The following is a 14,780-nucleotide window of genomic DNA, read 5'->3' as shown; positions in this document are numbered from 1 at the left end:
ATTCTAGTCCCTATAGCAAGGGAAAGGAATGAACGCAGGTGGAAAAGCTTATTATAAAAGGAGCTAAAGAGCATAACCTTAAAAATATTGATATAGAATTGCCAAGAAATAAGTTCATAGTATTAACAGGATTAAGTGGTTCAGGAAAATCATCTTTAGCATTTGATACTATTTACGCTGAAGGGCAAAGAAGATATGTAGAGAGTCTTTCTTCCTATGCCAGACAATTTCTTGGTCAAATGGAAAAACCACATGTTGAGTATATAGCGGGTCTTTCACCAGCAATATCTATAGATCAAAAGACAACAAATAGAAACCCAAGATCAACAGTAGGAACAGTAACAGAGATATATGACTATTTAAGGCTGTTATTTGCTAGAGTAGGGACACCACATTGTCCAAAGTGTGGAAAAGAGATTACATCACAAACAATAGATCAAATAGTAGATCAAGTTTTAGCTTTTGAAGATAGAACTAAAATACAAGTATTATCACCTATAGTAAGAGGAAGAAAAGGAACACATAAAAAGACGTTAGACGATATAAGAAAACAGGGTTATGTAAGAGTTAGAGTAAATGGGACTATATATGACATAAATGATGATATACAGCTAGACAAAAACAAAAAACATTCCATAGAAGTAGTAATAGACAGATTAATAATAAAAGAGGGAATAGCAAAAAGACTGACAGAATCAATAGAAACAGCTATGGAACTTGCAAACGGATTAGTAATAATAGATGTTATAGATAAAGAAGAATTTTTATTTAGTACTAAATTTGCTTGTGTAGACTGTGGTGTAGCAATGGATGAACTAGCTCCTCGAATGTTTTCTTTTAACAGTCCATTCGGTATGTGTCCTGTTTGTAATGGACTTGGAATTCATAAGAAGGTAGATGAAAATTTAATAATACCAAATAAAGAGTTATCAATAAATGAGGGAGCTATAGAACCATATAGTAGAACAGGTGAAGATACTTATTATTATAAAATTATTAGAACTATAGCAAAGGATAACAATTTTAGTTTAGACGAGCCAATAAAAAATGCACCTAAGAAGTTTATAGAAGAAATCTTATATGGTACTGGGGATAGAAAAATATCTTTTATATTTGATAGCAAATTTAGTGGACAAAGAACTCATACGGGAGTTTTTGAAGGTGTTATAGTAAATCTAGAAAGAAGATATAACGAAACTAATTCAGATTATATGAGAGATAAAATTGAAGAATATATGAGTATTATTCCTTGTGAAGCTTGTAAAGGTAATAGATTGAAGCCTGAGAGCCTCGCTGTTACAGTAGGAGATAAAAACATAATAGAACTAACACAGTTATCTGTTATAAAGTGTATAGAGTTTTTTGAGAATCTTAAATTAAGTGAAATGAAAATGTTTATAGCAGATCAAATAGTAAAAGAAATTATGAAGAGGTTAACCTTTTTAAAGGATGTAGGTTTAGGATATTTATCGCTTTCAAGAAGTGCAGGTACACTTTCAGGAGGAGAATCTCAAAGAATTAGACTAGCAACACAAATTGGATCTAGTTTAGTAGGAGTTTTATATGTATTAGATGAACCAAGCATTGGGCTTCACCAAAGAGATAATGATATGCTTTTGAAAACTTTAAGAAATTTAACAAATTTAGGGAATACACTATTAGTAGTTGAACATGATGAAGATACAATGAAATGTGCAGATCATATAGTAGATATAGGACCGGGAGCAGGTGTTCATGGTGGAGAAGTAGTAGCACAAGGTACAATAGAAGATATAATTGCAGTAGATGATTCTATAACCGGACAATATCTAAGCGGAAAGAAAAAAATAACAGTACCTAGTGAAAGAAGAAAAACAAATGGTAAATGGATAGAAATAAAAGGAGCAAAGGAAAATAACCTTAAAAATATTAATGTTAAATTTCCAGTAGGATTATTCACATGTGTAACTGGAGTATCAGGTTCAGGAAAGAGTAGCTTAGTTAATGAAATACTATACAAAGGAATAACTAAGGAATTAAATCGCAGTAAAGTAAAACCAGGATTACACAAAACGATAAAAGGATTAGAGAATATAGATAAAATTATAGACATAGATCAATCACCTATAGGTAGAACACCGAGGTCTAACCCAGCAACTTATACAGGAGTGTTTGATCATATAAGAGATTTATTTACTATGACTAAGGAAGCTAAGATGAGAGGTTATGCAAAAGGCAGATTTAGTTTTAATGTAAAAGGTGGACGTTGTGAAGCATGTAAAGGTGATGGAATAGTTAAAATATCTATGCATTTTTTACCTGATGTATATGTACCATGTGAAGTATGTAAAGGAAAGCGATATAATAGAGAAACATTAGAAGTAAAATATAAGGGCAAAACTATTTCTGATATATTAGATATGACAGTAGAAGAGGGAGTAGAGTTTTTTGATAGTATACCAAAAATCAAAAGGAAGTTACAAACAATGTACGAAGTTGGTTTAGGGTATATAAAACTAGGACAGCCATCTACTCAACTATCAGGAGGAGAAGCTCAGAGGATTAAACTTGCGTCAGAGCTAAGTAAAAGAAGTACAGGAAGAACACTATATATATTAGATGAACCAACAACAGGTTTGCATATAGCTGATGTACACAAGCTTATAAAGGTTTTAGATAAATTAGTTGAAAATGGCAACACGGTTATAGTGATAGAACACAATTTAGATGTTATAAAAAGAGCTGATTATATATTAGATTTAGGACCAGAAGGTGGAGACGAAGGTGGAAATATAGTAGCAAAAGGTACTCCTGAAGAAATAATTAAAGTTAAAAAGTCATATACAGGACAGTTTTTAAGTAAAGTAATAAATGGTAAGTAAAATTAGATAATACTGAATTTAGTAAGTTAAGGACTATACAAAAGCATAGCTTGTTATGTTAATAATATTTTTTAGAAGAAGCACTCTAAGTTGATTTTGTACGAACAAAATTATAAGAGTGTTTCTTTTTTTATGGAATTTTGCATGAATAATAAAATAATTATAAGAGAGCATAGTGTAAAGTTGAAAATAAATCTAAAATCAGGTTTGTTTTAGAAAAGAGATATGTCTTTAGAATATACCAGAAAGAAATTTTTTTTGAATAAAGCAACCAAATAGATAGGAAGTAAAGAAAATTATTTAATTCTAGCTAATATAAAGGCAAAATAAAGTATTATGATTACAATTGAACAATAAATTAACAAAAACTTACACATTCACAAATATTTATGATAGTATATAACTATTATAAATATATTAGTGGGAATTGAATTAAATGATATTTTAAATAAAGTGTGAAATTATTTTATTGTGATTAAGATGAATTTAGTTGATAATTGAGTAAAATATAAGTTTTTAAGTAAAACTGGTGAAATACATGCTTGAATATTTTATGAGTTTTAAATTGAAAGGGGGCGGAAAAGAAGATTTTTATTGTAAAATGGCAAGGTGACAATAGAATTTGAAGAAGTAGTGAAGTAATTTTAAGGAGAGGTTTAAAATATTTACATAATCATTAGAATTAAATAATGTTAATAAGGTGTGATATTAAATATCATACCTTATTATATAGGACATAATTAAACCCAGATTATTCATAGAAAATTAAATACCTTTTATGAATGAACCTCATTCTTCGAATGAATAAGCGATTCACATAAAATCACAGATTTTAGTTCTCTGCTCATGATTAGAAGCTATCCATTAAATTCTCGACATACCAACTCGGTATGCCTTCTAATTCACTGAAAGCTTCTAATTCAAAAACTTACAGCATATTGTTTAACGTTATATAAATAATCAGGGTTAAAAAAACATGTTAGCTTATTAAAAATAAAGGAGGCTAAAAGTGAAAGAGAATAATAACGCTAGTGTTGAAGAGAAAATTGGATACAAAGATATTATTAGAGAAAAAGAATTCATAAAATATCTAATATCGAAAATGATTTCCAGATTTGGTGATTCAATTGACGTTATAGCTTATGGTTGGATGGTATTTAAATTGACTGGCTCAGCGGCAATGCTTGCTACATTATTTGCAGTTAACGGAATACCATCATTTGTTTTTAACATATTCACAGGGGTAGTAGTAAGTTATTGGGACAAGAAAAAAGTTGTATATTTATGTGATTATGCAAGAGGATTAATTGTGCTAGGCACAGCTATTTTATTTATGACTGGAAATTTGGAGACTTGGCATTTATTTGTATTTACATTCTTGAACTCAACATTTGAGGCATTTAGATCACCAGCTGCTATGCCACTCTTCAAGAAACTAGTTCCAGCCAAGAAGTATGATTACGCTGTGTCAGCTGATTCAATGGGAGCTACACTCATGGAATTGGTAGGATATGGAGCTGCAGGTGTAATTATAGGAACATTGGGAGTTGGTTGTGCTATAGCTATTGACGCGGGTACTTTCTTAGTTAGTGGAATTATGATTTCGTTTATAAAAGTAGAAAAAGAGGAGTTACAAAAAGTAAAAAAAGCTGTCAACCAATATTCTAAAGATTTAATAGATGGTTTTAAATATGTTGTAAAAGACAAGACTGTGTTCAATATATGTATTTTTGCTGGAATATTCAACTTATTTTTAGTGCCTTTCAATTCATTGCAAGTAGCATATGTTGATACAATATTAGAGAAAAAACCAGTTGTATTGTCTATTATGTCAGTAACTTTTTTAATAGCAATGATGCTAGGGGGATTTATTGCTCCTATACTGAAAAAACGATTATCTGGCAAAAAAATGATAGTACTTTCAGGTTTGTTGATTTCTATAGGATATGTAGCTTTGTCACAGTTAGGCAAAATAAATCAATCTAACTATCTTTATCCTGCGTTGATTAGTTCATGTATACTAATGGGAACAGCAATACCAATCTTGAATTTGCCTATCAAAGTTGGAATTATGACCAAAATAGAAGGTGAGTATTTACCACGTTCGATATCTCTAATCAATGCACTTGCTTTATCTATGACGCCTATCGGTGGTGCTATAGTAGGATTTATTATATTATTTATTTCGCTTGATAATATATATTTAATATTTGGTATTGCGACGTTGTTGCTATTTTTAGTTCAAATATTTAACAAACCATTGGATGAATTATAGAGTTTTTGCTTTTTTTAACGAATAGAAGCAACCTAAAATGTTTATAATCCTAATAGCATTCGATTAAGGATGATATTAGGAGGTATACTATGATTAATAAAAAAATAAAGACAACATTGGCTTTTATATTCATATTAGCATTATTCTCATATGGGGCTTATGGTATAAAAAGTGAGAAAGTATCTATAGAGAAAGATAATAAAATTAGTTTAAGTATAAATGCAAAGCCTATAGACATTAAGGACAAATATTTGATAAATGGGAAACTGTATGTTCCAGTGCGAGATATATTTGAATTAATAGGAGATGTAGTATGGAATCAAGAGAATAAACATGTGGCACTTACAACATACAAAGATTTTGAAGAATGTAACTATAAAAAAGGTGAATATTTTGTTTATGGTTTAATAACAAAAGTTGATTATGATAAAAAAACAATAAGTATTGAACAACATTTTGATGATAACAGTAGAGAAGTAATATCTCCATTAGTTTTAAAAGATGATATAGTTATTATTTTAAAGCGAAATGACAAAATGATGAATTTAGATATAAAGGATTTAAAATGTGGAGATTGTATAGGTGCTGTTTTGGATAAAGACGATAACATAAGAGGAATAATTATAACATTTTGAAGCATAAAGCTCGGTGAATAGCCGAGCTTTATTTATAAGCAAAAACCTAAATATTTAATTTTGAGCAGGGAACTAAAATCTATGATTTTATGTGAGTCGCTTACTCATATGAATGAATATGAGGTACAACTCTCGCTTACTTCTAGGAACAAAGTAAATAGGAGTTTTATCTAAAATTTCTTCATAGGTATTTTTTTCTGTTGCATTATACCTGTAAACATTCTTATAGTTTCTGAATCTGCTTTAAAAGATAATTTACCTTGATTAAGAATTAAATATACTTCTATATGGTCAGGAAAAATAAAATAATTCTCTATATTATTGTAACTGTAAGAACCTGTGTCATTACATATCTGTATAGCGTTTATTGGTGGTTCAAATCTTAAATCAAAACCATTTATAACAATACCATTCCTTAAAAAGTGTATTTTTACGGATTTGCTTGAAAAGTTAAGTAATAATTCAAAAAGGATAATTGTTATAATAAAAGCGATAATTCTTGTAAGATTAAGATTTTTCAAAGAAATTCCTCTTAAAAAAGGAATGAAGTATATCAATGTAATAACTAAGTAGAACCATATTTTTTTATAAAGATTAAACTTAACTGATTTAATAACAAAAAAAGTAGTATTCTGAGTAATGATTTTTTTTGTATCCATGTTTCTAATAATACAAAGACTTACTGCAAAAATTAATAAAGCTAGTGAGTAGGTTGATGGAATAATAATGTTAACAAATATATTTTCTGAAACAACTTCACTTGTAGATAATATCAGTCCTCCTACTAGAGTAAAAAATAATAAAGTAATTGTAATTGCTAGAAAAAAATAAAGTGTTTTTTTAAACATAAAAAACCTCCTAAAATCTTATTCATTTGTATTATATAAAAATTTAATATATACTTCAAATATGATATTATTATTATGACAAAGAATTAATATGTTTAGTAAATAAGCCTTTTTTAGTTTTTAAAACTAAATCAATAATCTTAAATTGTATAAAATAAGTATAATCGATAGAGTTAAATTTTTATTTATAAAAAGGTGATTAGTATGTTTGATATAAAGCAAGAACTTAAAAAATTACCGGACCATCCGGGTGTATATTTAATGAAGGATGATAAAAATGAAATAATATATGTTGGTAAAGCAATATCATTAAAAAAGAGAGTTAGACAATATTTTCAATCATCAAAAAATATGTTACTCAAAGTATGTGTTATGGTTAGTAAAATAAGCGAATTTGAATATATACTTACAGACAATGAAGTTGAAGCACTAATACTTGAATCAAATTTTATAAAAGAATATAGACCTAGATATAATATTTTATTAAAGGATGATAAACAGTACCCTTATATTAAAGTAACAACTAATGAAGAATATCCGAGAATATTTAAAACGAGGACAGTTAAAAAGGACAAAGCGAGATATTTTGGACCATATACAAATGCTGGAGCGGTTAATGTAACATTAGAGATAATAAATAAAGTATTTCCAATTAGAAACTGTAGGCAAAGGCTTACTAAAGATAAACTAAATAATAGACCATGTTTAAATTATCACATAAAAAAATGCTTGGCTCCTTGCGCAGGTAAAATTTCTCATGAGGATTATATGAAAATGATTGATGAAATACTTGTGTTTTTAAGTGGTAAAAAAAGGGCTTTAATAGATATGCTTAAAAAAAATATGAAGCAGGCGGCTGCAAATTTAGATTTTGAACAAGCAGCAAAATATAGAGACAAACTAGCATTAATTGAGCATATGTTCGAGAAACAAAAAGTATTATCATCTGATTTAGAAGATAAGGATATAATAGGATTAGCTAAAAATGAACATGAAGCTTGTATACAGTTATTTTTTGTTAGGGAAGGAAAGATAATAGGAAGAGAACACTATTTATTAAGTAATATACAAGATAATACAGACAGCGAAATATTAAATTCATTTATAAAGCAATTTTATACAGGTGCATGGTATATACCAAAAGAAATTTTAGTGCAAGAAGATATTGATGAGCAAGATATAATTGAAGTTTGGTTATCAGAAAAAAAGGAACAAAAGGTTTCGATAAAAACTCCAAAAAGAGGAGAAAAAAATCAACTCATGAAGCTTGTTAAAGTCAATGCTATACAAGTATTAAAACAAAATAGCGAAAAGATGCTTAAAAAGTTCAAATCAAATAAAGAAGGCATAAACGAACTGGCAGAATTATTAAAATTTGAAGAAGCACCAGGTAGAATAGAAGCTTATGATATATCCAATATACAGGGAACACAATCTGTTGCTTCAATGATTGTTTTTGAAAATGGAATCAAGAAAACAAGTAACTATAAGAGATTTAAAATAAAAACAGTAGAAGGCCCTAATGATTATGATAGTATGTACGAAGTTTTATATAGAAGGTTTTCTAGAGGAGAAAAAGAGAAAAAAAGCATAAAAGATATTAAAAAAGGAACATTTTCAATATATCCAGATTTAATAATGGTAGATGGAGGAAAAGGTCAGATTAATGTAGCCAAAAAAGTTTTTAAAGCTTTAAATATAGATATACCTGTATGCGGCTTAGTAAAAGATGATTATCATAATACAAGAGGTATAATTTATGAAAATAAAGAAATCTGCATAGAAAAATCAAGTGAAGTTTTTAAATTAATTACAGAAATACAAAATGAGGCTCATAGATTTGCTATCAGTTATCATAGAAATTTAAGGGGCAAAGAAATGTTTAAGTCTATACTTGATGATATAAGTGGTATAGGAGAAAAAAGAAAGAAGTCATTGTTAGCTTCATTTGGCAGTATAGATAATATTAGAAAAGCATCCGTCGATGAATTAGCTAATGCAAAAGGTATGAATACCAAAGCTGCAAAAGAGGTTTATAATTTTTTTAGGCAGAAAAGAAATTATTAAAGGAGGGAATATATATGAGTAAAAAATTATATTTAGCAAGTCGTGATAAAAAGGTATCTGGAGTTTGTGGAGGTATAGCAGAATATTTTAGTATTGATTCAACAATAATAAGATTACTATGGGTTTTACTCACGATTTTTAGTCTTGGAATAGGAGGTATACTCGCATATGTCATAGCTGCAGCAGTTATGCCATCATCAAGTGCATATTAAATAACAGCAATAGGAGGAAAATATGGGTGAAGTTGATTTAAATAAATTAATTAAAGATCTAAATTTAGAAATACTATATAAAGGAGAAAATATAGAAACTAAAATTACAAAAAGTGATATAAATAGACCAGGATTACAAATAGCAGGATATTACAAATATTTTTCCTACGACAGAATTCAAGTAATGGGCAATGCAGAGTGGTATTATTTAAATGAATTTGAAAATGAATTAAAATTTCAAAGATTAGAAAAACTTATGAGTTATCCTATACCAGCCCTTATAATGACAAGAGGGTTAAATTTTACTTCAAAGGCAATAGATATAGCTAAGAAACATAATACAGCTTTTCTAAGAACTGATATGCCTACGACCAAGTTTATAAGCAAGTTAACAAATTATCTAGAGGATATATTAGCACCATGTATAACAATGCATGGAGTGTTAGTGGAAGTATATGGTATAGGCATGTTAATATTAGGTAAAAGTGGTGTTGGTAAAAGCGAAACTGCTTTAGAATTAATTAAAAGAGGTCACAGGTTAGTAGCAGATGATGCTGTTGAAATCAAGCAAGAAGATGAAGGAATACTCAAAGGTAGAGCACCAGAGATTATTAAGCATTTAATAGAGATTAGAGGCATAGGTATTTTAGATGTAAAAAGACTATATGGAGTAGGATCTATTAGAAATTCAAAAACTATAGATCTTATAGTAGAATTAGAATATTGGAATAAAAATAAAGAATATGATAGGCTTGGGTTAGATGATGAGTATATGGAAATATTAAACACGAAGCTCACTAAATTAACATTACCTATTAAACCTGGCAGAAATGTAGCTATGATTTTAGAAGTTGCTGCAATGAATCATAGACAAAAACACATGGGATATAATGCAGCAGTAGAATTTAACAAAAGATTAATAAATGAATTAACTAATAAATAAAAAAATATAATTAACCCTGATTATTCATATAACGCGCAAATAATATGCTGTAAGTTTCTGAATTATGAGCAGAGAACCTAATTTTTAATTTAGTGTGAATCGCTTATTCAGACGTAGTCTGAGGTACATATAAGTTAACCTTCGAAGGCATACCGAGTTGGTATGCCCGCCATTTAATGGGTATCTTATAACCAGAAGGAATACTTATTAATGAATCTCCTATTCCGCTTTTCATAGGAGTAAGCGATTCACATAAAATCATAGATTTTAGTTCACTGCTCATAATTTTTTATAAATAATCTGGGTTTGAATTGCAAAGGAGATATTTTTATGAAATTTGTTTTAGATACACATACTCATACTATATCAAGTGGCCATGCTTATAGTACTGTTATGGAGATAGTTAAAGAAGCAAGTAATAAAGGACTTAAAATGGTTGGAATAACAGATCATGGTCCAACTTTGCCAGGAGGACCACATATGTATCATATAGCAAATACAAAAGTGCTTCCTGATGAGTTATATGGAGTTGAAATATTAAAGGGAGTAGAAGCGAATATTATTGATAAAAATGGTGGATTGGATGTACCAGAAGAAATACTTAAAAATTTAGATATAGTATTAGCTGGGTTTCATAAACCATGTTTAGCTCCAGATACAAGAGAACAAAATACTAACACATTAATAAATGCAATGAAAAACAAATATGTTGATGTTATAGTACATCCAGGTAATCCTCAATTTGAGATAGATACATTAAAATTTGTACAAGCAGCAAAGGAAACAGGGATATTAGTTGAAATTAATAACAGTTCATTTAAAAAGAGTAGGATAGGAAGTAAGGATAATTGTATAAAAATCGCTCAATTATGCAAAGAATATAATATACCAATAATAATTGGTAGTGACTCTCATTTTGCTCTTGATGTTGGTAACTTTGATGAAGTAAAAAAGGTATTAGAAGATATAAATATGCCAGAGAAACTAATAATGAATACTTCAGTACAAAAACTTAAAGATTATCTAAAATTAAAGGGGAAAGATAGATTTGTTAAGTAAATAACAAACGTAAGTTAAAATTTTTAGACTTGGATAAAATAATTTTTATTACATTGGGAAAAATGAAATATAGTACAATAATATAAAATTTTTTTTATTACTGTTCTTTCAAGGTGAAATGCTGTTATTATCCAGTATTAACAGGTTTAAAGGCATTACAACTTTTTTTGATGTTTACAAAAAATTGTATCATATTGACTTTGTTAAAACTGTTGATTATACTTAGTATATATGTTAACAATCAATAAGAATTATCAATTATAAATGAGGAGGAAACGACATGGCAAAGGTTATGAAAACAATGGATGGAAATACAGCTGCAGCTTACGTTGCTTATGCTTTTACAGATGTTGCTGCAATATTTCCAATAACACCATCTTCTCCAATGGCTGAACATATAGATGAATGGGCAGCTCACGGAAGAAAAAACATATTTGGACAAAAGGTACAAGTATCTGAATTACAATCTGAGGGTGGAGCTTCTGGTGCAGTACACGGTTCATTAGCTGCTGGTGCTCTAACTACTACATTTACAGCATCACAAGGATTATTATTAATGATACCTAACATGTATAAAATAGCTGGTGAATTATTACCAGGTGTATTCCATGTTAGTGCACGTGCAATAGCAGGTCATGCTTTATCAATCTTTGGAGATCATTCTGATGTAATGGCTACTAGACAAACTGGTTTTGCAATGCTTGCATCAGGTAGTGTTCAAGAAGTTATGGACATCGGAGGAGTTGCTCACTTAACATCTATTAAGACAAGAGTACCATTTGTACATTTCTTTGACGGATTTAGAACATCTCATGAAATTCAAAAAATTGAATTAATTGATTATAAAGAATTCGCAAAATTAACTGATTTTGAAGCTGTTAATAGATTTAGAGATAATGCATTGAATCCAGAGCATCCTGTAACTAGAGGTACAGCTCAAAACCCTGATATTTATTTCCAAGCTAAGGAAGCATCAAACAAATTCTACACAGACATCCCTGATATAGTTGCAGGATACATGAAGAATATGAGCGAAATTACTGGAAGAGAATATAAACCATTTAACTACTATGGAGCAGAAGATGCTGAAAATATTATAGTAGCTATGGGTTCAGTAACAGATACTATTGAAGAAACTATAGATTACTTAAATGCTAAAGGAGAAAAAGTTGGTTTAATAAAAGTTCGTTTATATAGACCATTCTCTGCAAAATATTTCTTTGATGTTTTACCTAAGACAGTTAAAAAAATAGCTGCATTAGATAGAACTAAAGAACCAGGATCATTAGGAGAACCATTATATCAAGATATCTGTACATTGTTCTATGATAAAGCAGAAAGACCTGTTATCGTAGGCGGACGTTACGGATTAGGTTCAAAAGACACTACACCATCACAAATAAAAGCAGTTTATGATAATCTTAAACAAGCTGAGCCAAAGAATGGATTTACTGTTGGTATTAATGATGATGTAACTCATACTTCTTTAGAGATTAAAGAAAATATTGTTACAGCGCCAAAAGGAACAATCAGATGTAAATTCTGGGGACTTGGTTCTGATGGTACAGTTGGAGCAAACAAAAACGCTATTAAAATTATCGGTGACAAAACTGATATGTATGCTCAAGGATATTTTTCATATGACTCTAAAAAATCAGGTGGAGTTACAGTATCTCACTTAAGATTTGGTAAGCAACCAATCAAATCAACATATTTAATTAGTGAAGCAGATTTTGCATCATGTTCACAACAATCTTATGTTGGCAAATATGATATTCTTAAAGGTTTGAAAAAAGGTGGTAAATTCTTATTAAATACACTATGGGCTCAAGATCAATTAGATGAGAAAATGTCTCCAGATTTGAAGAGATACATAGCTCAAAATGATATTGAATTCTATACTATCAATGCAACTCAAATTGCACAAGAAATCGGACTTGGAAATAGAACAAATATGATTATGCAGGCAGCATTCTTCAAACTTGCTGATGTTATAGAATTAGACAAAGCTTTAGAGTATTTAAAAGAAGCAATAGTTAAATCTTATGGCAAAAAAGGTCAAAAAATTGTTGATATGAATAATGCAGCAGTTGATAAAGGTATTGATGCATTAGTTAAAATAGATGTTCCAGCTTCATGGGCAGATGCAAAAGTAGAAGATGCAAAAGAAGTAAAAGAACCTGATTTTATAAAAAATATATTAAGACCAATGAACAGACAAGAAGGAGATAACCTTCCTGTAAGTGCTTTCGACGGAAGAGAAGATGGTACATTTGAAAACGGAAGTGCAGCTTTTGAAAAACGTGGTATAGCTGTTACAGTTCCAGAGTGGCAAATTGATAATTGTATACAGTGTAACCAATGTGCATTCATTTGTCCACATGCTGCAATCAGACCAATATTATTAACAGAAGAAGAAGTTAAAAATGCACCTGAAGGTTTTGAAACTAAGAAAGCTATTGGTAAAGGTCTTGAAGGATTACAATATCGTATGCAAGTTAGTGCACTAGATTGTACTGGTTGCGGAAACTGTGCTGATATATGTCCTTCTAAGAATAAAGCATTAATCATGAAGCCAATAGAATCTCAAACAGAAAAAGAAGTTGCTAATTGGGATTATGCAGTTAATAAAGTAACTGTAAAAGATGATTTAATGACTAAAGAAAATGTTAAAGGTAGTCAATTCGCACAACCATTATTTGAATTCTCAGGAGCTTGTGCTGGTTGTGGAGAAACTCCATACATGAAAGTAATAACTCAATTATTCGGTGAAAGAATGTTAGTTGCAAATGCTACAGGTTGTTCATCAATTTGGGGAGGTTCTGCACCAACTACTCCATATTGTAAAAATGCTAAAGGTCAAGGACCTGCATGGGCTAACTCATTATTTGAAGATAATGCTGAGTTTGGATATGGTATGTTATTAGCTGTTAAGCATATGAAAGACTTTATTGAAACGAAAGCTAAAGAATTAGTTGAATTAAATATTCCAGCTGAATTAAAAGATGCGTTGAAATTATGGCTAGAAGGAAAAGATGATCCTGACAAGTCAAAAGAAGCAAAAGCTAAATTAGCTGTTTGGTTCTCTAAAGATTTAGGAGATGACAAAGCTAATAAATTATTAAAAGACATAGCTGATAAAGCAGATTTCTTAGTTAAAAAATCATTATGGATTTCTGGTGGAGATGGTTGGTCATATGATATCGGTTATGGCGGATTAGATCATGTATTGGCATCAGGTGAAGATATAAATGTAATAGTATACGATACAGAAGTATATTCTAATACAGGTGGTCAGTCTTCAAAAGCTACACCAACAGCTGCTGTTGCTAAGTTTGCTGCTTCTGGTAAGAAAGTTAAGAAAAAAGACTTAGGATTGATGGCAACATCTTATGGATATGTATATGTAGCACAAGTAGCAATGGGATCTAACAAGAACCAATTCATGAAGGCATTAACTGAAGCTGAAAGCTACAAAGGACCTTCATTAATCATAGCTTACGCTCCATGTATCAACCATGGTATAAAAGCTGGTATGGGTAAAACACAAGAGCAAGAGAAACTTGCAGTTGAAGCTGGTTACTGGCATTTATATAGATTTAACCCAGAGTTAAAAGATGCAGGAAAGAATCCATTTACACTTGATTCTAAAGAGCCAACAGGAGATTTCCAAGCATTCTTAAGAAGTGAAGTAAGATATACATCACTTGAGAAGACATTCCCAGAAATAGCTGGACAAATGTTTGAAAAAGCTGAAAAAGAAGCTAAAGAAAGATTTGAAACTTACAAACGTATGGCAGAAATGCAATACTAGAATATAAAAAAAACAGCAGCCTTGAGCTGCTGTTTTTTTTTGTAGAAAATTATTAAAAAATGTTAA

Annotated in this window: 10 protein-coding genes; 8 read left to right on the top strand and 2 right to left on the bottom strand. The window is 29.9% G+C overall.

Features of this window, described 5'->3' with window-relative positions; translation table 11 throughout:
• Nucleotides 1–38: 38 nt before the first annotated feature.
• The 3 genes from uvrA to AYC61_RS01765 all read left to right on the top strand — a co-directional run bounded on the left by uvrA (nt 39) and on the right by AYC61_RS01765 (nt 5,771).
• Nucleotides 39–2,861 carry an excinuclease ABC subunit UvrA gene (gene uvrA, locus AYC61_RS01775; RefSeq protein ID WP_066495934.1) on the top strand — a complete coding sequence of 941 codons (2,823 nt, stop codon included), beginning with the start codon at nt 39–41 and terminating at the stop codon, nt 2,859–2,861.
• A gap of 1,009 nt (nt 2,862–3,870) precedes the next feature.
• Nucleotides 3,871–5,136, top strand: a complete 1,266-nt coding sequence (locus tag AYC61_RS01770) for an MFS transporter (protein WP_066495932.1) — start codon at nt 3,871–3,873, stop codon at nt 5,134–5,136.
• Between the two features lie 89 nt (nt 5,137–5,225).
• Nucleotides 5,226–5,771: a stalk domain-containing protein gene (locus AYC61_RS01765; RefSeq protein ID WP_066495930.1), complete on the top strand. Its 546-nt coding sequence runs from the start codon at nt 5,226–5,228 to the stop codon at nt 5,769–5,771.
• Nucleotides 5,772–5,941: 170 nt separating this feature from the next.
• On the opposite strand, the gene AYC61_RS01760 is transcribed toward AYC61_RS01765, so the two are convergent.
• Nucleotides 5,942–6,619 carry a hypothetical protein gene (locus AYC61_RS01760; protein WP_066495925.1) on the bottom strand — a complete coding sequence of 226 codons (678 nt, stop codon included), beginning with the start codon at nt 6,617–6,619 and terminating at the stop codon, nt 5,942–5,944.
• A 204-nt stretch (nt 6,620–6,823) separates the two neighbouring features.
• Between AYC61_RS01760 and uvrC the strand changes: the two genes are divergently transcribed.
• Genes uvrC through hprK form a run of 3 tightly spaced genes read left to right on the top strand, consistent with a single transcriptional unit; the run spans nt 6,824 to nt 9,841 of the window.
• Complete coding sequence (uvrC, locus tag AYC61_RS01755) at nt 6,824–8,686, top strand: excinuclease ABC subunit UvrC (protein WP_066495924.1); 1,863 nt, start codon at nt 6,824–6,826, stop codon at nt 8,684–8,686.
• Nucleotides 8,687–8,700: 14 nt separating this feature from the next.
• Entirely contained in the window at nt 8,701–8,898 is a 198-nt protein-coding gene (locus AYC61_RS01750) for a PspC domain-containing protein (RefSeq protein WP_066495922.1), read from the top strand.
• Between the two features lie 22 nt (nt 8,899–8,920).
• The gene (gene hprK, locus AYC61_RS01745) at nt 8,921–9,841 is read left to right on the top strand and encodes an HPr(Ser) kinase/phosphatase (protein ID WP_066495920.1); all 921 of its coding nucleotides are present in this window, start codon (nt 8,921–8,923) and stop codon (nt 9,839–9,841) included.
• A 103-nt stretch (nt 9,842–9,944) separates the two neighbouring features.
• On the opposite strand, the gene AYC61_RS20925 is transcribed toward hprK, so the two are convergent.
• Nucleotides 9,945–10,124, bottom strand: coding sequence for a hypothetical protein (locus tag AYC61_RS20925; RefSeq protein ID WP_162265423.1), 180 nt, complete (start codon nt 10,122–10,124; stop codon nt 9,945–9,947).
• A gap of 47 nt (nt 10,125–10,171) precedes the next feature.
• Between AYC61_RS20925 and AYC61_RS01740 the strand changes: the two genes are divergently transcribed.
• Both AYC61_RS01740 and nifJ read left to right on the top strand, forming a co-directional pair.
• The gene (locus AYC61_RS01740; RefSeq protein WP_066495917.1) at nt 10,172–10,900 is read left to right on the top strand and encodes a phosphatase; all 729 of its coding nucleotides are present in this window, start codon (nt 10,172–10,174) and stop codon (nt 10,898–10,900) included.
• A gap of 280 nt (nt 10,901–11,180) precedes the next feature.
• Nucleotides 11,181–14,714 (top strand): pyruvate:ferredoxin (flavodoxin) oxidoreductase, encoded by a 3,534-nt coding sequence (gene nifJ / locus AYC61_RS01735; RefSeq protein ID WP_066495915.1) that lies wholly within the window; start codon nt 11,181–11,183, stop codon nt 14,712–14,714.
• The last annotated feature ends 66 nt before the right edge of the window (nt 14,715–14,780 follow it).

Origin of the sequence: Abyssisolibacter fermentans, assembly GCF_001559865.1 — a bacterium.
In the GTDB taxonomy this organism is placed as follows: domain Bacteria; phylum Bacillota; class Clostridia; order Tissierellales; family MCWD3; genus Abyssisolibacter; species Abyssisolibacter fermentans.
The sequence above is the reverse complement of the archived record's forward strand: the minus strand, read 5'-3'. Positions and strand labels throughout refer to the sequence as shown.